Origin of the sequence: Cryobacterium sp. W22_MBD10_FK3, from assembly GCF_052113745.1 — a bacterium.
Taxonomy (GTDB): Bacteria; Actinomycetota; Actinomycetes; order Actinomycetales; family Microbacteriaceae; genus Cryobacterium.
This window is the reverse complement of record NZ_JBGQOH010000002.1, coordinates 186,211-203,525: the sequence shown is the minus strand read 5'-3', so window position 1 is coordinate 203,525 and position 17,315 is coordinate 186,211. Positions and strand designations below refer to the sequence as shown.

The 17,315-nt window shown below is 68.9% G+C and carries 15 protein-coding genes; 5 read left to right on the top strand and 10 right to left on the bottom strand.

Annotated elements, in window-relative coordinates; genetic code table 11:
• Positions 1-141 precede the first annotated feature (141 nt).
• From ACEN2M_RS03895 to ACEN2M_RS03885, 3 genes are all read right to left on the bottom strand, one after another.
• A complete protein-coding gene (locus ACEN2M_RS03895; protein WP_441646818.1) occupies positions 142-1,968 on the bottom strand; it encodes a DUF222 domain-containing protein in 1,827 nt (608 codons plus the stop codon).
• 289 nt (positions 1,969-2,257) lie between these two features.
• Positions 2,258-3,649 carry an FAD-binding oxidoreductase gene (locus ACEN2M_RS03890; protein WP_441646817.1) on the bottom strand — a complete coding sequence of 464 codons (1,392 nt, stop codon included), beginning with the start codon at positions 3,647-3,649 and terminating at the stop codon, positions 2,258-2,260.
• A 206-nt stretch (positions 3,650-3,855) separates the two neighbouring features.
• On the bottom strand, positions 3,856-4,593 hold the full coding sequence (locus tag ACEN2M_RS03885) for a DUF72 domain-containing protein (RefSeq protein ID WP_441646816.1): 738 nt from the start codon (positions 4,591-4,593) through the stop codon (positions 3,856-3,858).
• A gap of 242 nt (positions 4,594-4,835) precedes the next feature.
• Here ACEN2M_RS03885 and ACEN2M_RS03880 point away from each other — a divergent pair, with 242 nt between their 5' ends.
• A complete protein-coding gene (locus tag ACEN2M_RS03880) occupies positions 4,836-5,666 on the top strand; it encodes a hypothetical protein (RefSeq protein ID WP_441646815.1) in 831 nt (276 codons plus the stop codon).
• An 82-nt stretch (positions 5,667-5,748) separates the two neighbouring features.
• On the opposite strand, the gene ACEN2M_RS03875 is transcribed toward ACEN2M_RS03880, so the two are convergent.
• On the bottom strand, positions 5,749-6,594 hold the full coding sequence (locus ACEN2M_RS03875) for an SDR family NAD(P)-dependent oxidoreductase (protein WP_441646814.1): 846 nt from the start codon (positions 6,592-6,594) through the stop codon (positions 5,749-5,751).
• A 186-nt stretch (positions 6,595-6,780) separates the two neighbouring features.
• On the opposite strand from ACEN2M_RS03875, the gene ACEN2M_RS03870 reads away from it, so the two are divergent.
• Both ACEN2M_RS03870 and ACEN2M_RS03865 read left to right on the top strand, forming a co-directional pair.
• Positions 6,781-7,446 carry a GntR family transcriptional regulator gene (locus ACEN2M_RS03870; protein ID WP_441646813.1) on the top strand — a complete coding sequence of 222 codons (666 nt, stop codon included), beginning with the start codon at positions 6,781-6,783 and terminating at the stop codon, positions 7,444-7,446.
• 35 nt (positions 7,447-7,481) lie between these two features.
• The gene (locus ACEN2M_RS03865) at positions 7,482-8,705 is read left to right on the top strand and encodes an MFS transporter (protein WP_441646812.1); all 1,224 of its coding nucleotides are present in this window, start codon (positions 7,482-7,484) and stop codon (positions 8,703-8,705) included.
• A 48-nt stretch (positions 8,706-8,753) separates the two neighbouring features.
• Here the strand turns inward: ACEN2M_RS03865 and ACEN2M_RS03860 are convergent, their stop codons facing one another.
• From ACEN2M_RS03860 to ACEN2M_RS03845, 4 genes are all read right to left on the bottom strand, one after another.
• A complete protein-coding gene (locus ACEN2M_RS03860) occupies positions 8,754-9,158 on the bottom strand; it encodes a phage holin family protein (protein ID WP_441646811.1) in 405 nt (134 codons plus the stop codon).
• A gap of 107 nt (positions 9,159-9,265) precedes the next feature.
• Positions 9,266-11,152, bottom strand: coding sequence for a carbohydrate-binding domain-containing protein (locus tag ACEN2M_RS03855; RefSeq protein ID WP_441646810.1), 1,887 nt, complete (start codon positions 11,150-11,152; stop codon positions 9,266-9,268).
• A 54-nt stretch (positions 11,153-11,206) separates the two neighbouring features.
• Positions 11,207-12,022, bottom strand: a complete 816-nt coding sequence (locus ACEN2M_RS03850) for a polyphosphate polymerase domain-containing protein (RefSeq protein ID WP_441646809.1) — start codon at positions 12,020-12,022, stop codon at positions 11,207-11,209.
• Positions 12,019-12,636, bottom strand: coding sequence for a DUF4956 domain-containing protein (locus ACEN2M_RS03845; RefSeq protein ID WP_441646808.1), 618 nt, complete (start codon positions 12,634-12,636; stop codon positions 12,019-12,021). Before ACEN2M_RS03845 ends, ACEN2M_RS03850 begins: the two co-directional genes overlap by 4 nt.
• Before the next feature lie 194 nt (positions 12,637-12,830).
• On the opposite strand from ACEN2M_RS03845, the gene ACEN2M_RS03840 reads away from it, so the two are divergent.
• On the top strand, positions 12,831-13,112 hold the full coding sequence (locus ACEN2M_RS03840) for a DUF6504 family protein (protein WP_441646807.1): 282 nt from the start codon (positions 12,831-12,833) through the stop codon (positions 13,110-13,112).
• A 77-nt stretch (positions 13,113-13,189) separates the two neighbouring features.
• Positions 13,190-13,531, top strand: a complete 342-nt coding sequence (locus ACEN2M_RS03835) for a hypothetical protein (RefSeq protein ID WP_441646806.1) — start codon at positions 13,190-13,192, stop codon at positions 13,529-13,531.
• A gap of 24 nt (positions 13,532-13,555) precedes the next feature.
• Here the strand turns inward: ACEN2M_RS03835 and ppsA are convergent, their stop codons facing one another.
• Together ppsA and ACEN2M_RS03825 are read right to left on the bottom strand one after the other, a co-directional pair.
• A complete protein-coding gene (gene ppsA / locus ACEN2M_RS03830; protein ID WP_441646805.1) occupies positions 13,556-15,976 on the bottom strand; it encodes a phosphoenolpyruvate synthase in 2,421 nt (806 codons plus the stop codon).
• Positions 15,977-16,072: 96 nt separating this feature from the next.
• Entirely contained in the window at positions 16,073-17,278 is a 1,206-nt protein-coding gene (locus ACEN2M_RS03825; RefSeq protein ID WP_441646804.1) for a hypothetical protein, read from the bottom strand.
• Positions 17,279-17,315 lie beyond the last annotated feature (37 nt).

Below are 17,315 nucleotides of genomic sequence, written 5' to 3'. Positions count from 1 at the left end.
CTCCAGCCCGCTCCTCCGCTGGTCCACCGTTGGTGCTCCGCTGGCACTCCGCTGGTGTTCCGCTGGCACGCGTTGGTCACACCTGTCGGCGTCGTGCCGAGCTTGTCGAACTGAACCCTGTGACATGAGTGCACCCCGCTGCTACTCGTCGGTTCTTCGGGTGCGGGGGTCGTGGGCCCGGTGTTGGTTCGGTGGCCGCCAAGCGCCGGTCGGGTCGATCCAGTGTGGTGCTTTCACCTGCGGTATCCCGGCGACCATGCGGATCTTCCAGCCGCCCCCGCTGGTGATGGTGTGGTGGTGATACCAACACAGCAGCACCCCGTTGTTCACATGGGTGTCCCCGCCCAGCTGCCAGGGTGTGACGTGGTGCACTTCGGTCCATTGCGGTGGGCAGTCACAGCCCGGGATGATGCAACCGCCGTCCCGGGCTGTGATCGCTTTGCGTTGCCGCGGGGTGAAACAGCGTTCCTTCGAGCCCAAACCGAGGACGGCGCCGTTGGTGCCGAAGAACAGCGGCTGCATGCCCCCGTTGTCGATCAGCTGGGTGATCGTGGTCATCGAGATCGGTTCGTCGATGCCATCGATCCAGCCCACCCCGGCCTGGTTGAGCAGGTCGGTGGCGTTCACGTGCACCATCACCGTCGGTGGCATGCCGCCCATGGTCGGGGTGCGGGGGTCTTGGGCGACCTGCACGAGGATGCCGCGGAGTATGTCGGCGCGCTTCTCACCGCCGGTGCGCTCGTCGATCAACTCGCCGGGCACCAGCTCGCCGGCTTCGATGCGCCGCTGCTCGTCCGCGGACGGGAACGAGGGCGCGGACCGGGCGGACTGGAACGTGTTGAACAGGTTCTGCATCACCCCTTTGAGCTCCGGGGTCACCCCGCCGCGCAAGGGGTGCAGGCCGTCTTTGTAGGGGCCGAACGAGAACGTGGATTTCGCTTCGACGGTGGGCGTGTTTGGCGCGAGTCCGTCCGGGTTGAGCACGGCCTGCCAACGCACCGCCAGTTTGCGGATCTCATCGGCCGGATAGGTGAACCCGTCCGATTCACCCAGGCGGCCAATCGGCCCGGTGAACCCGCCGGCCGGCCCGCGATCACCATCAGCGTCAGCGTCGGCATCAGTGCCGGTGTCGGCATCGGCGTCCGTGGGGACAGTCTCGCCGGGAGCGGGTGTGCGGCCGTAGACGGATCCGGTGGCCTGTTCCACGAGGTCGCGTTCAGCTTTCTGAACCTGTTCCGCGTCGGCGTCGAGGCGGCCGGTTGCCGTGTAGTCGGTCAGGCCGGCGACGATGGTCTCCGCCGCGTCGATGCCCAGCTCCCCGGAGCGCAACGCGGCCGCGACCACCGGGAACACCGGCTCGAACACGGCGCCGCCCAGCACCCGGGGCGTCACTTTCTCGCCCAACGCCATCCGTCGTTTCATCTCCGGCACCGACGCCAGGGTCAGCCGGGTCAGCAACACGTTCTGGTGCGGGGCGCCCATCCGCCAGGCCATGGACTCCCGGCCCAGCATCCGCCGAGACCGATAGCCGACCACGGTCGCGGTGCTCACCCGGGCCGCGTCCACCGGCCGGCCGGCCCGCTCCACCATCTGCGTCAACGCGACCACCTCGGCGTCGCTGAGCCCGTTCACATCGATCGACGCCATTACCGCCTGCACCGTTGCCGCTGCGTCATCGAGCACCTTCAGCTTCTCGCCGAACGGCCCGGTATGCGCCCGCTGCACGGCCGGCAACTCCGACGGCTCCCGCCACGGCGGCCGCGGCTTACCCAGGGCGGGACCACTGGGCGGCGAGCCCGCGGTGTCGGTGGTGCCGCCGAGACTGGCGGCATCCGACGGGGAAGCGGTCAGCTCATCGAGCACCTCCGCCTCCGGACCGGCGAGGCCGGTGTTCCAGTCATGGAGATTCGCCCCGGCGGGAGGAGTTCCCGTCGGTGCGGTGGAGCCTGGTACCAGCTCGTCGTCCATACCCCCATTCTCTCACGCATCGAACAAAAGTGTGAGAATAGGTCAAGTTTTCCACAGGCTAATTCGTAACTTTTTTCGCCTTGATCAGCGGGGTCAAGTTCGACAGCTCAGCGGGGTCTCGACAAGCTCGACCAACGGAGCGGGTGCGCGACGAGGGTGGGTTGCGGGGTCAACTTCGACAGGACAGCACGGCGTCGACGAGCTCGACCAGCACCACGACCACCGACCACCGATCACCGATCACCGACCAACAACCAACGCCCACCGACCAGTGCCCCGACCGCCGCTCCTAGAGCTTTTTACCGGGGTTCAGGATCGAGTGGGGATCGAAGGCCGACTTCACCCTCAGCTGCAGGTCACGCAGAACGGGGCCGAGCTCGTCGTCCAGGTGCGCTCGCTTGAGCACGCCGATCCCGTGCTCCCCCGAGGCGGAGCCGTCGAGCGAGATGGCCAGGTCGATCACCCTGGCGAAGGCCGCGTGGGCGGCATCGATCTCGGCGGGCACCTCGGGGTTGTAGCCGATCACCGGGTGCAGGTTGCCGTCGCCGATATGCCCACCGGTGCTGATCGGCACGTCAAGCTCCCGGGAGATCTCCGCCAGGCCGCGCAACAGCGCGGGCAGCTGGGAGCGTGGCACGGTGATGTCTTCGTTCAGGCATCCGCCCCGCACGGCCTGCACGGCCGGGTGCAGCAGCCGTCGTGCGCTCATCAGCCGCTCGAGGGACTCGGCGTCGTGCGCCATCGTGACCTCGTCGGCTCCGGCGGCCCGCAGCAGCTCGGCGTACGCCTCGACGTCGTCGTGGGCCTGGCCGATCTGGTCCGACTGCACGAGGAGCAGGGCACCGGCCCCCGCTGGCAGGGTCGAGGCCGGATCGAACGCGTTGATGGCCGCGATGCAGGCACCGTCGAGAAACTCGACGACACTCGGCCGCCGCGCACCGGCGACGATCAGATTGGCGGCGGTCAGGGCATCCTCGACATTGGTGAACGTCGCCGCCACACCGGAGGCGCTGCCGGGTTTGGGCAGCAGGCCAACGGTGATCTCGGTGATGATGCCCAGGGTTCCTTCTGAGCCCACCAGCAGCGCGGTGAGGTTGTAGCCGGCCACGCCCTTGATGGTGCGTTGTCCGGTGTGCACGATCGACCCGTCCGCGAGTACCACCGTGAGCTGGCGCACGAAGTTGCCGGTGACGCCGTACTTCACACAGAGCATTCCGCCGGCGTTGGTGGCAACATTGCCGCCGATGGTGGAGGCGCGCCACGAGCCGGGGTCCGGCGGGTAGAACAGGTCAACGGCCTCGGCAGCCCTGGCCAGCGCGATGGTGCGCACACCGGCCTGCACCGTGGCGGTCTGGTTCGCGGCATCGACCACAAGGATCTTCTTGAGCCGGGTGGTGCTCAGCACGATGGCGCCCTCGATGGCGTTCGCCCCGCCGGCCAACCCGGTCCTGGCCCCCTGCGGCACGATCGGGATGCGGTGGGCAGCGGCGATCGTGACGACGGCGGCTACCTCTTCGGTGCTGGCCGGAAAGACCACGGCCAGCGGCTCGCCGCTCACGGTGCCCTCGGACTGGTCCCGGCGGTTGCCTTCGGTGCGGGGCCCCGTCACGATCTGCGCCGTGGAGAGCACGGCGGAGAGTTCGGTGACAACTGTGGAGAAGGCGACATCGGTCATGGTCATGAATACCTCTGCTGAATACGCACCCACGCGTGGGTGCCTCATCGGCGCGCTCACTTGCCAGACCGCGCCCGGGGCCACAATTCTAAGCTCGTGATTTCACGATGACCTGCCCTTTGGCACCCTCGACTCCGCATTGCTGAGCCCAGGTACCGGTTCACATATCTCACCCCGGGTCCTTTCCGCTAGGGGCCTTGTGCGGGCATTGGTCACACTCCCAGCTCGGCTCGCAGGGCCCAGGCGTTCCGCACGGCATTGCCGCCGCCGTCGTTGTTGAAGTAGGCGAACACCTCACGTCCCCCGGCTCGCCACTCACGGATGCGGCTTGCCCACCACCGCAGGTCGGCGTCGGAATACGACCCTGCGTAGAGGGAGTCCGCGTCCGGACCGTGCAGTCTGAGATAGACGAACGGGGCGGTGGCCCGCAGCACACAGGGCAGACCTGCCCCGCTCATCACGCAGTACGCGGCTCCGTGCCGCTCCAGCAGGGCGAAGACCGCGTCGTCGAGCCAGCTCTCGTGCCGCAGCTCCACCGCCACCCGGATCCACGGCGGGAGCGAGCCGAGAAAATAGTCCAGGCGGGCGTCGTCACGCACCTGACCGGGGCCCAGCTGCACGAGCAACACGCCGCGCTTCTCCCCCAACTCGTGCCAGCCCTCACCGATCCGGTCGGCCCACACCTCCGGCGCGTAGAGCTTCTTGGCATGGGTCAGGCCACGCGGCGCCTTCACCGACATCAGGAAGCCGGCCGGCAGCCGTCGCCGCCAGCCCGCGAAGACGGCCGTGCGAGGCCAGCGATAGAAGCTGGCGTTGAGTTCGACCGAATCGAAGTTGCCGACGTAGTAGGCCAGCCGGTTCGCCGCGGGCAGGCCGGCGGGATAGAGCACGTTCTCCCAATGGTCGTAGCTCCAGCCCGAGGTGCCGATGTGAATCAACGGAGTGCTCATCGACTGCATACTGGCGCGGAAACCGCGCATCCGCTGTACGAAACGCCGTGCGAAAAGCCGTGCCGGTCCCGGCCGTAGCGTGCCGGAAACACCCTGTCGGTAGGATTTCACCCAAGCGTCGGCGGCAGGTCGGCGTTGAACCGAGACCGGGGGGCACGTTCATGTCAGCGGATGCGCGACTCTCGACCCGTCCACGCCGCGCGCCGGCGTGGTGGCCGGCCGGCCGACGCACCAGGATCCTCGTGACCGCAGCCCTGCTCGTGCTGGTGCTGGCCGCCGTTCTCATCGTGCGGGCGGTATCCCTCGCGGCGGCGCAGGCCGAATTCGATGCCGCGGCCGCCCGCTTCCAGACCGATCAGGCCGCGGCCGTGCAGCTCGTGACCGCGGGCGAGACCGCCCTCGACGACGCCGTTTCCACCCTGGCCGCAAGCGAGGGGAAGGTTCTCACCGAGGAGCCGCGCCTGGCGCTGGCCGACGCCATCGAAGCGGCGACCACACGACTGACCCCGGCCGCCCAGGAGCTCACGGCAGCCCAGGTCACCGCCGAATCCTCGACGGCGTCAACCGCTCTCTTCGAGTTGGGAGCCGGCGTGCGCGAGAACGCCCGCACCCTCTCCGCGTTCGATTTCGGTTCCTCCAGCGGCGTCGAGGGCGTCGCCGCGGACCTCGCCGCTCCGGTTGCAGCCGTGACCGCGGCCATGGCCGAGTGGCAGACCGAACAGGACCGGATCCTGCGCGACCGGTACACCAACACGGTGCACGCCACGGGCTGGACCCCCGAGCTCGACCAGTGCATCGGGTCGGTGGATGTGACCGCGCACTACCAGAACGTGCCCACCATCGCCGAGCACTGGTCGTGCGGCGGCAAGGACTTCCCCGACGACGCCGGCACCGTGATCACCCTCACCGGCGTGCACGCAGGCACCTACCGAGTGGACGGCATCGTGGCCATGCTCAACTCCAGTCGGAACAGCACCGCCGACCTTCCTCGCGGCTACGACCTGCTCTACCAGACCTGCCAGAACGGCCAGTCCGCCACCATGTCGTTCACCGCCCTCACCAAGATCGCCTGACGCCGGGCGCAACTGTTACCGCTGCGGACTTGTGCACCCGGTGCGCCGGGTGCAGTTGTCCGCACGGGGAACAGTTGGTGGGTTAGGCGAGGCCGCCCTGCGGGAGCAGATCGGTGGCGACCATGTCGATGCTGCGTTCCCAGAGCGCTGTCGCGAGGCCGGCATCCGCAGCCTGGCGGTTCGTGGCGTGCACCCGCCGCTTCTCGTAGTACTCGCCGGACTGCCAGTCGACCCCCGCGGCCGTGCTGGCCAGCCAGACCAGGGTGTCTGCGCCCTTCTCGGGCGTGATGAGCATGCGCTTGAGCGCGGTGTGGTAGACCAGCCGCATGATGCTGGTGGAGTCGGCGGAAAAACCCGTGGCGACGACACCAGGGTGGAAAGCCGCGGTGACGATTCCGCGCGCGCCGTACCTCCGGTGCAGTTCGCGGGTGAAGAGGATGTTCGCCAGCTTGGCGTCTCCGTAGGCGTTGTTGGGCGAGTACTTCTTGTCGTTCTCAAGGTCGTCCAGGTCGATGCGGCCGAACCGGTTGGCCGTGCTCGAGGTGTTGATCACCGCTGCCCGGCTCGAGATGAGGCGGTCCATCAGCAGGGTGGTCAACAGGAACGGTGCCAGGTGGTTCACCTGGAACGTCAGTTCGTGACCGTCCTCGGTGACCACCCGATTGCCCATGATGCCGCCGGCATTGTTGGCCAGCACATCGATCCGCGGGTAGCGCTGCAGCAGTGCGGCCGCCAGGGTGCGCACCTCGGCGAGCCGGCTGAAATCGGCAACGAAATGATCGGCCTTCAGCTCGGCGGCAATGCTCGCGGTCTTCTGCGGCGAGCGCCCCACAATCACCACGCGGTCACCGGACGCGACCAGCGCTCGCGCGGCCGCCGCGCCGATTCCGTCGCTGGCGCCGGTGATCACAATGGTTCGTTCGCTCATCAGATGCTCTTCCATTCAGGCCGGGTTTGACACGCGTCGGCCGGCAGATTTTGGGGTGAGGCACCTTCGACTCACGATCCCTGCACTCTACTGCGCGGGGCGCTTGACCCCCGGAACGCCCACCCGGCGAGCACTGTTGAGGTTATTGATGCATTTATCAAGCCGTTTTCTCGCTACGCTGGGGTCATGCAGTCATCCTCAGGCTCACGCAACGCAGGCCACTCCGCGGTCGACCGCGCGTACACCCACGTCGCCGACGCCATCATCTCCGGCGCACTCGCCGCAAGTGCCCTCATCACCGAGGGCGACGTTGCCGCCACCCTCGGGCTCAGCCGCACACCGGTGCGGGAGGCCTTCCTCTCGCTGGAGTCGGCCGGGTTGCTCAGACTCTTCCCCAAGAAGGGCGCCATCGTCACCGCGGTCGACGACATCGAAACCGCCGAGCTGCTGCAGGTGCGCATCCTGCTCGAGACCAAGGCCGTGCAACTCCTCGGCGAGCGCCCCGCCCAGATCGACGCCGTCGACGCCGAACTGCGAGCCCTCATTCAGGCGCAGACGGATGCCGCTGCCGCAGGGGACCTGCTGGCCTACGCCCGTGCCGACCACCGCTTTCACGCCCGGATCGTCGATGGGACCCACAACAGTGTCATCGACGACATCTACGCCCGCCTCGGCCCCCGGCTCGAGCGCCTCGTGCACAGGGTGGCCGCCCGCGACCCCGAAAGCATCGACAGGCTGATCATCGAGCACCGGCTCCTGGCCGACCACCTGCGGGTGGGCGACACCGCCGCGTACGACGTGGCGCTGCGGGCCCACGTGGAGTCCGGCCACCGCCTGGCCCGCCTGCTCTGACCCCCTGACCGCACCCGCATCAACCGGAAAGCCCCATGACCAGCCGTCCCACCCGTCGCACTCCCCGTCGCACCCCCCGCGCCACTCCCCCGTGGCAGCTCGCCGCACCCGCCCTGTTCGTCATGGCCTGGGGCGGAAACCACTTCACCCCGTTGCTGCACATGTACGAGACCCTCGGCCACTACTCCACGGTGACCGCCGACCTCTTCCTCGGCTTCTACGTCGTTGGCCTGATCCCCGGCCTGCTGCTGGCAGGGGCTCTCTCGGACCGCTACGGTCGGAAGCCCCTCGTGGTGGCGGGTGTCCTCGTCGGCATCACGGCGAGCGTCCTGCTCGGGCTCGGGTTCACCAGCGAGGTCGTCATCTGCCTGGGCCGGTTCCTCGCCGGACTCAGCGTCGGCGTGGCGATGGCCGTCGGCACCGCCTGGATCAAGGAGCTCTCCAGCGCCCCGTACGACCTGATCGCCCGGCCTACCGCCGGCGCCCGCCGACCGGCCCTCACCCTCACCCTCGGTTTCGGCCTGGGCGCCGGAGTGTCCGGCGTGCTGGCCCAGTGGGGCCCGATGCCCACCCTGCTCCCCTACGCCGTGCACATAGTCCTGAGCCTCGTGATCCTGCCCCAGCTGCTGCGGGCACCGGAGACCGTGCCGCAGAGCCGCGCACACGGCTCGCTCTGGGTCGACCTGCAGGTGCCGCTGGCCGGACACCGCCGGTTCCTGCGCGTGGTGCTGCCCACCGCCCCCTGGGTGTTCGGCGCTGCGGGAATCGCCTACGCCATGATGCCCAAGCTCGTGGAGTCGCAGCTCGGGGAGCTCAACCTGGCCTTCGCCACCCTCCTGACCGTGGTCACCCTGGGCACCGGAGCCCTGGTGCAGCCGCAGGTATCCAGGCTCAACTCGATAACCCGGGGACGGGCGCTCGTGGTGGGCATGGGCCTGATGCTGGTGGGCGTGCTCTCCGCCGTGGCCACCGCCGTCACCCTCTCGCCGGTTCTCGCCCTGGTCACAGGCATCCTGCTCGGCGCCGCCTACGGCATCACGGTGGTCGCCGGGCTCGTCGAGATCCAGCGCATCTCCACAGCCACCGACCTCGCCGGCATCACGGGCGTCTACTACAGCCTCACCTACGTGGGCTTCCTGCTCCCCGTGGCCTTCGCCAGTCTCACCGCGTTCGCGAGCTACCCGCTGATGCTCTCGCTGCTGGCCGCGGCCTGCGCCGGCTGCCTGGCGCTGACCGCGGTGGGCCTCCGCCGCGCCTGACGGGGTCGCACCAGGTCTGACCGGCTCTGACCGGCTCTGCGCCAATCGTCACGGAGTCGGGTTCGCCGCACCCGTGCGCTTGTTCTTCGCGTCCCGCAGGAACAGCAGCGGAAGCAGCAGCGCCGCCACCGCGGTGACCAGCCAGACCACGAGCGCGGCCAGGATCCAGGTCTGCCAACCCCGGATGGTCAGGCCACCGGGAAACAGCGAGGCGATCCACAGCGCAACGAACGTGGACACCAGACCGATACCGCCCAGGACGGCAGGCGCTCCCCGCGCGACGACCGTGGCGAGGAAGGGCGAGAGCACGCTCTGGGCCACGGCGAACACCACGGCGGCGGTCACGAACCCGCTCGCGGTGACAGTGAGATCCGGCAGCACCAGCGACGCCACCCACAGCCCCAGGGCCGCCGAGAGCAGAAAGATCAGCGCACGCAGCAGGATGCGAATCATGCCGCGATGGTAGCGCCGCCCCTGGGCCCCGTCATCCCCGGCACGAACGGCGGCCCGTGGTGGGCCGGCCGTTCGGGTGCATACATCCTGGCGGTTGCCGCCTCGGCCTAGCGGGGACCGCCGCCGCCGCCCGTGGTGCCGGTCGCGGCCACCCCGGCAGTGACGCTGCCGGCGGTGGTTGCCGCGGAGTAGTCGCCGTCGGAGTAGACACCGTCGGCGATCGCACCCGACGCCGTTCCGCCGACGTACACGCTGTAGGTCTCGCCGTCGACCAGCTCGGCGGAGGAGAACACCACGGACTGGAAGTCCTTGACCGATTCGAAGGCCATCACCACGTCGCCGGCGCTGTTCACCAGCTGCACGGTGCTGCCGCCCGCCTGTGCGGAGTCCAGGGCGATGGCCACGAAGGTCTGCGCAGACCCGGCCTCTGGCGACACGGCCATCCCGGCGCTGCCGGCCGCCAGCAGCGTTCCCCCGGTGACGGTGAAGGTGCCGTTCACGTCGAGCGCGCCGTTGCCGCTGTCGGTCGGCCCGTTCACCACCAGGATGCCGCCGCTCATCGACGCAGACCCGTTGGAGTCGAAGCCGTCACCGTCGGCGTCGATCACGGTGGTGCCGCCGGTGATGGTGATGGTCTCCCCGCCGTCGGAGTCCATGCCGCCACCCTGGGCGGGGCCCTCGGCGGCACCCGCCGTCTCGGTGCCGGTGCTGCCATTGGAGGCGTTCAGGCCGTCATCGCTGGCGGTGACCGACACGGTGCCGCCGTCGATACTGATGGCCGTGCTTTCGAGGCCCTCGGTCGAGGTCGTCACCGTGGTCGTTCCGCCGGAGATGCCCAGCGCGGAGTCGGCGTGCACACCGTCGTCACCGGCCGCGAGGGTCACGTCTCCGGAGGCCACCCGCACGGTTCCGTCGGAGTGCAGCGCGTCATCCGCCGCGTCGACGGTGAGGGCGCCGCCGTCGACGACGGTCACCACCCCCGACTTCACGCCCTTCGCGGAGACGTCCTCGGCCACGGTGGCCGTGTGACCGCCGCCGGACTCGACCGTGACCTCGGCCCCGGAGAGCACGACGTCGGTGAAGGCCTGCATGCCGTCGCCGGCCGCGTTCACGTCGACGGTGCCGCCGGCGAGCGAGATGTACCCGCGGGTGACGTCCTCCTCGTTGTCAGACTTGAGGCCGTCGCCGCCGGCCGTCACCGTGAGGGCGCCGCCGTCGACCACCAGGTAGTCCTTGCCGCGGATGCCGTCATCGGCGGCGGTCACCGTCAGGGTGCCCGAGTTGATGACCAGGCCGTCGGCGCTGGTGATGCCGTCGTTGCCGTTACCGGTCACGTCGAGCGCGCCGGTGCCGGTGATGGTGAGGTCGGCCGCACTGTAGAGCGCGGCGTTGGCGTTGGCGTCGTCGTCCTCGGCATAGCCGTCGGTGTCGGCCAGGGAGTTCGTGGATCCGTCGGCGAGTACGATCATCGCCTCGTCGGCCTCGGTCACCACGAGGGCGGCCCCGGCGGAGTTGGTGACCTCGGCACCGTTCAGGATCAGTCGCACGGTGCCCTCACCGGAGGAGGCGACGACGATCTGGCCGTCATCGAGGGTGCCGCTCAGTTCGTAGGTGCCGGCCGCGGTGATCGTCACGGTGCTGCCGGCGATGGAGACGGCATCGCTGTCCGCCGCGGTGTTGTCGACTGAGCCGCTGTCGCCGTTCAGGGCGACCGGAACCACGTCGGCGTCGTCCCACTCGTCGTCGTCGGCGTCGTCGTGGGTCTCCTGGTTGGCGGCCAGAACCTCGGCGGCCGTGGTCGACTCGTCGACGGCGACCGCCGCGGTGCTTGTCGACCCGGTGGTTGCCGTGCCGCCGGTGCCGGCGGCCACGGCGGTGCAGCCGGTCAGGAGGGCAGCGGTGACGAGGAACGGCAGCACCCTGTAGGTGCAGGCCCGCATGTCGAGGCGGTGCGTGCCACCCGGCGAATCGGAGTTGGTCAGGGGATTTTTCATGGGGTACTCACAATCGATGGGGTGTCAGTCACAATGGGGCGGCGGCGCGGGCGCCTAGCGGAAGTAGCGGCGCAACACGGGCGCCCACTTGTTGTCGGGCAGGTCACTGCCCAGGGCAGCCATACCGGTGCCGTACTTCGAGATGGTGGCCGGGCGGTGGCCGTGCGCCCAGAGAATCCGGTCGACGGCGGATGCCCGCGACCCCGACTTCGTTTCCACGATCGCCAGGTTCGGCCGGTCCAGCCGGCGCTCCAGGGCGGCCGGCCTGGCTCCGCTGTGGTCGGCCAGGGTTGCCCAGGACAGGCCGGTGTCGATGGTGGCCCGGCTGCTGGACTCCGGGATGAACAGGGTGGTGCGGAGGTACCTGGTCATCAGGGTCGGCTCGAGGTGCCGGCCCCGGATGCCCGCGATGTCGGCCGCATCGAGCACGTGGTCGGCGTACCGACGACCCTCGGCGGTGAGCGTGGCCCTGTCGGCGATCGCATACGACAGCCGGTCCTTCACCGTGACGCCGCGACCGCCCCTGGTTTTCACCTCGAGGTAGCTCTGGGCGGAGTCGACATAGGTGCGGGTGCGGATCTTGAACCGGCGTCGGCGTGGATGGGCCGCCATCAGGAAGCTGGTGAGCTCGGGGGTGTCGAAGTAGACCGACTCGTAGGCGCTGGAGCGCACCCCGTCGATGTCGAGCACCCGCACGTCGGGAGCCAGGTCGCCCAGTACGGCATCCAGCCTGGCGCGGGGCAGCACGTACTTGCGGTCGATGCGGGTGAGCAGGCTCGCTCGTTCGGTGAGCTCGGCCAGGCCGATGGTGTGCAGGCCGGTGAGCGGCACGTCGAGCACGCGCGCCCCCGACAGCGCTGCGGCGCTCATCGGTTGGACTCCGCCAGCACAACGGCGCCCGTCGTGCGGGCCGCGTCCGGCAGCGGCGCCGCGGAGCGCGCCGGCCCCGTCTGGTACCGCACGTCCACGAGGGTGGTGTCGTTCACCAGGTCGAGGCTCTGCACACGCACACCGTGCACCCTGCCGCCGAGCAGGCCTTCCAGGTGCGCGATCAGGGCGGACTCGTCGGCGAACGCGGCATCCAGCACCACGGTCTGCTGCCGGTAGCGGCGGAACAGCCGGGGGTTGTCGCCGAAATAGACCACGGCGAGGATCAGGGCCATCAGCAGCACGGTGAGGACCGTGGGTTCGGCGCTCAGCCCGGCGAGCAGGCCCATAGCGAGGGCGGCGAAGTAGTAGGCCACCTCGTGCTGCTCGATCTCACTCGAGCGCAGCCGGATGATCGACAGCACGCCGAACAAACCGAGGCCGAGGCCGACGCCGACGGTGCTCGATGCGAGCACCTGGGCGACGGCGAGCACGCCGACGTTGACAACCAGGTACGCGACAACAAGGTCACGGCGCCGGTGACGCGGAAAATACAGCCCGAACGTGAGCAGGCTGATGAAGAGCAGATCGATCAGGATGATCGCGGCCTGCAGCATGGTGTCCTCCAAATGAACAATCGGTAACGCAACGATGTCCATCTAGCCCGCCTGGCCTATGAGCCGGCTATGCGCGAGTTATGAGCCGCAGGTGAGACTGTGGGAGTCGCCCCGTGGATGTGCCCCCATCTCGCATTGTCAGACCGACAGGAGTAAACTTCGAACATATGTTCTATAGGTCGAGGTGATGTGCCATGAGTCTGATTAACGAAACCGTCGCGGTCTGGGTATCGCCGGAGGGTTCTCCGGTGCGGCTGGTCTGGCGCGCCCGCCGGTTCAGGGTGACCGACACCCCCACGCCGTTGACGGCATCGGTGTCGCTGCCAGACGAGCTGGCGTACTTCCTCACCCACCTGCCCAAGCCGGTCGCCGCCTGGCGATGTCAGGGCACCGCCGATGACGGCACCTCGCTGGTGTTCGACATCCAGCACGACGACGGCGGCGGCCGCTGGCAGCTGTTGCGGGCCTACGACTGAATGCCCGCGTGCCGCCCGCGCCGTGCATTTCGTGCGGCCGGATGCGGCGCTACGCTGCCACCGACAAGGGAGGCATCGTGAGCGAGAACACCAACGAAAACAAGCAACCCGGCCGGGAGCAAGACACCCGGTGGGCGACGCGGATCACGTTCCTGCGCAGCCGGGCGGCGGTGGCCCGCGCCGAGGTGTCCGCGCTCGAGGCCATGCATCGGGATCCGGAGATTCTCGAAGACCTGCTGGCCAATGCCGCCCCCGAGGAGGTGGCGCTGGCCGAGGCCGTCGAACACCGCATCAGCGAACGTGTGGCCGCCGCCAGCCAGATCGCCGACGCGGCAGAGGCCGACTACGAACGGGCCGTGCTCGACGGCGCGGATCTGCTGAGCAACACCGACCTGCGCCTGGACGGCGACACCGAGTAGAGCGCCGAGCAGGGCGCGGAGGCTTTACGTCGTCACCCTGGAGGCCACGGGCCACGCGCCGGTCGCGTGTGCCACTTCCGCAGCCTTGATTCGGTGCACGGTCTTCAGGAACGAATCCGGATTCAGCGAGATCGAGTCGATACCCTCGCCCACCAGGAATTCGGCGAAGTCGGGGTAATTGCTCGGCCCCTGGCCGCAGATGCCGATCTTGATTCCGGCCGCGTGCGCCTTGTCGATGGCCTCGCTGATCATGCGGGTCACCGCCTCGTTGCGTTCGTCGAAGAGCGCCGCCAGGTCGCCGGAGTCCCGATCGACGCCGAGCACCAGCTGGGTCAGGTCGTTGGAGCCGATCGAGAAGCCGTCGAACCGGGTGGCGAACTGCTCGGCCAGCACCACATTGGCGGGGATCTCGCACATCATGTACACCTGCAGCCCGTTCCGGCCACGCACCAGACCGTTCTCGGCCATCACGGCGAGCACCCTGTCGGCCTCGGTGGTGGTGCGGCAGAACGGCACCATCACGATCACGTTGCTGAACCCGATCTGCTCCCGCACCCGTTTGAGCGCCCGGCATTCCAGCGCGAACCCTTCGGCGTACTTGGGGTTGTAGTACCTGGATGCACCGCGGAAGCCGAGCATCGGGTTCTCCTCGGCCTGTTCGAAGACGTCGCCGCCGATCAGGTGCGCGTATTCGTTCGACTTGAAGTCGCTCAGCCGCACGATCACCGGGTGCGGGTAGTACGGCGCCCCCAGCTTGGCGATGCCCAGGGCGAGGGTGTTCACGAAGTACTCGCCGAGGTCGTCGTAGCCGCGGGTGAGCTCGGTGATCTGACTGAGCACCGCCGGGTCGGTGACCCGCTCAGGGTGCACCAGGGCCATCGGGTGGATCTTGACGAGGTTGTTGATGATGAACTCCATCCGCGCCAGGCCCACCCCTGCGCTGGGCAGGCGCCACCATTCGAAGGCCGCGGCGGGGCTGGCGATGTTCACCATCACCTGGGTGCGGGTGATCGGCACGGCGCCCAGGTCGACCTGTTCGGTCTCGGCGGCCAGGATGCCCGCATAGACGAATCCCTCGTCGCCCTCCGCGCACGAGATGGTGATGGGGGCACCCTCGGCGAGCACCTCGGTGGCGTTCCGGGTGCCCACCACCGCCGGCACCCCGAGCTCGCGGCTGACGATGGCCGCGTGGCTGGTGGGGCCGCCGTGGTCGGTGATGATGCCCGCGGCCCTGGTCATGATGGGTACCCAGTCCGGGTCGGTCATCTCGGTGACCAGGATGGCGCCGTCCCGGAAATTCTCGATGTCGGCGGGGTCCCGGATCACGCAGGCCGTTCCGGCGGCGATGCTGTCGCCGATGGCCACACCCGAGATCAGGAGAGGCCCGGTCTCGGTCAGGCGGCTGACCGAGAACCGGGTCAGGCTCTTCTGCGAGTGCACGGTCTCCGGCCGCGCCTGCACCAGGAACAACTCCCGGGTCAAGCCGTCCTTGGCCCACTCCATGTCCATCGCCCGGCCGTAGTGCTCCTCCACGATGGCCGCCCAGCGCCCGAGCTGCACGATCTCGGCGTTGCTGAGCACAAAGGCCCGGCGTTCCCGCTCCGGCGTGTCGATCACCCGGGTGCGGGCGCTGCCGCCCTCGGCGTAGGTCATTTTGCGATCCTTCCGGCCCAGCGTCTTCTCGATGATCGGCTCGTAGTCCTCTTCGTCGAGGAGCGCCTTGAAGACCAGGTACTTGTCGGGGTCGACGGCGCCCTGCACCACGGTTTCGCCCAGGCCCCAGGCCGCGCTGATCACGGCGGCCCCGGGAAACCCGGTGTCGGTGTCGATCGAGAACATCACGCCGGAACCGGCGAGGTCGCTGCGCACCATCCGTTGCACGCCGATCGACAGCGCCACGTCGAGATGGTCGAATTTCTTCACCTCGCGGTAGCTGATCGCCCGGTCGGTGAACAGCGACGCGTAGCAGCGCCGGCAGGCGTCGAGCAGATCGCGTTCACCGCTGACGTTGAGGAAGGTCTCCTGCTGGCCGGCGAAGCTGGCGTCCGGCAGGTCTTCGGCGGTGGCGCTGCTGCGCACGGCGACGGGCACGTTGGCCATCTCGGCATCTTTGGCCAGGGTGCGGTAGTACACCCTGATGTCATCCGCGATGTCTCCGGGGAATTCGCCGGCCAGGAATGCCTCCCGCAGGTTCTGGCCGGTTTCCCGCAGGGTCGACATACCCGAGTGGTACCTGTCCAGCTGCGCGCGGATCACGGCCTCCAGGCCGTTGGCGTCGACGAAGGCGCGGTAGGCATCCGCGGTGGTGGCGAATCCGTTGGGTACCCGCACCCCGCGCGCCGCGAGTGAGCGCACCATCTCGCCCAGGGACGCATTCTTGCCGCCGACCTGAGCGATATCCGTCAGACCGATGGAATCGAACCAGACCACTTCGCGACCACGCATGACTCCTCCAGTAGGTTGCGGCACCGAACCCCCGCAGCCGCAACCTACTGCTGTGCGGCGGATGCGGCTAGAGTGCTGCGACCTGCCGGGCCGGGCTCAGCGGCATGCGCCGGCCACGGCGATCTGCTCGTCGGATGGGCGGCCGTAGGCCTGGATGCCCGAGCCAGGTACGTCGAAGCCCTGGCTGATCGACCAGGCCGTGGCCCAGGCCTCCTGGTCCTGGTTGAACGCGGCGCCCGAGAAGAGCGGCGAGCAGTTCTCCCGAAAGACCTGGGTGTGCCCCACCTCGTGGGCGACGATCGCGTGGGCGTCCGGACCGTCGTACCAGAGCTCCTCGATCGTGTAGTTGAGGCTGATGATCGACCAACCGCCGTCGGAGTCGTAGGTCTCTGCGGTGCCGGAGAGCCAGCCGGCGCCGAGCCCGGACACCTCGGGCGCCCAGACGAACTCCAGGGCCATGCCGTTGCTGAGCGAGCGGGCGTACGCCTCGATCTCCCGGCGCACCGCCCAGGCCGGATCGGCGGCCTCGGCCTGGTGGATGGCCTCCGAGGAACGCACCTGGGCCTCGGCATCCGTCATCGAAACCAGGAACGCGGCATCCCTGGCGCTGGCCATGGCTGGATCCCGTGCGTACTCGATCAGCCGGAGGAGCGGAACCTGCACCGAACGATTCGAGAGGGTGCTCTCCCCGATAGTCTGCTCCGCCCGGGTCGCCGCCGCGGTGAAATAGGCCGCCTCGGCCGCGTTGAGGTCATCCCCGCCGGTCGTCGCCGCCTGGGCCGACGCGCGCAACCGGTCCTCGGCACGCTGCGATCGCCCGGTCAGGCCCTCGAGGCGCTCCGCCTCGGACGAGACCTGCCAGGGCAGGCTGTCGTCGATGTCGATGCCGTTGTTCCGAGCCGGTTCGATCGCTTCGGCGGCGGGTTCGGATGCCTCGATGACGGGTTCGAGCTCGGCCAGGAGCTCGCGAAGCACGACGGCTTCGGCGAGTGCGTCGTCGGCGAATGCCGGCGTGGCGGTCACGGCGCGGATTCGCTCGGCGAGCCAGACCAGGTTGCGCGCTCTGGCGTCGGAGGCGTTCCTGGCGTCGGTCTCCTCGCCGATCTGGGTGGTGTGCGCCGAGGCGGCCGTCTCGTAGCGGTTCTGGGCGGCCGCGCCCCAACCCCAGAATCCGGCACCGCCCAGAGCGACGGCGAGCAGCACGGCCAGCGTCGTCAGAATGGTGCGGCGTGTTCTGGAACGGGGCGTGGGGAGGGCGGACGGTTCGCCGGGTGGCGCCGCGAGCGTCGGGTCCTGCGTCACGGCTCCCCCTCGCGTCGGCATCAGCGTAGCGCCCGGC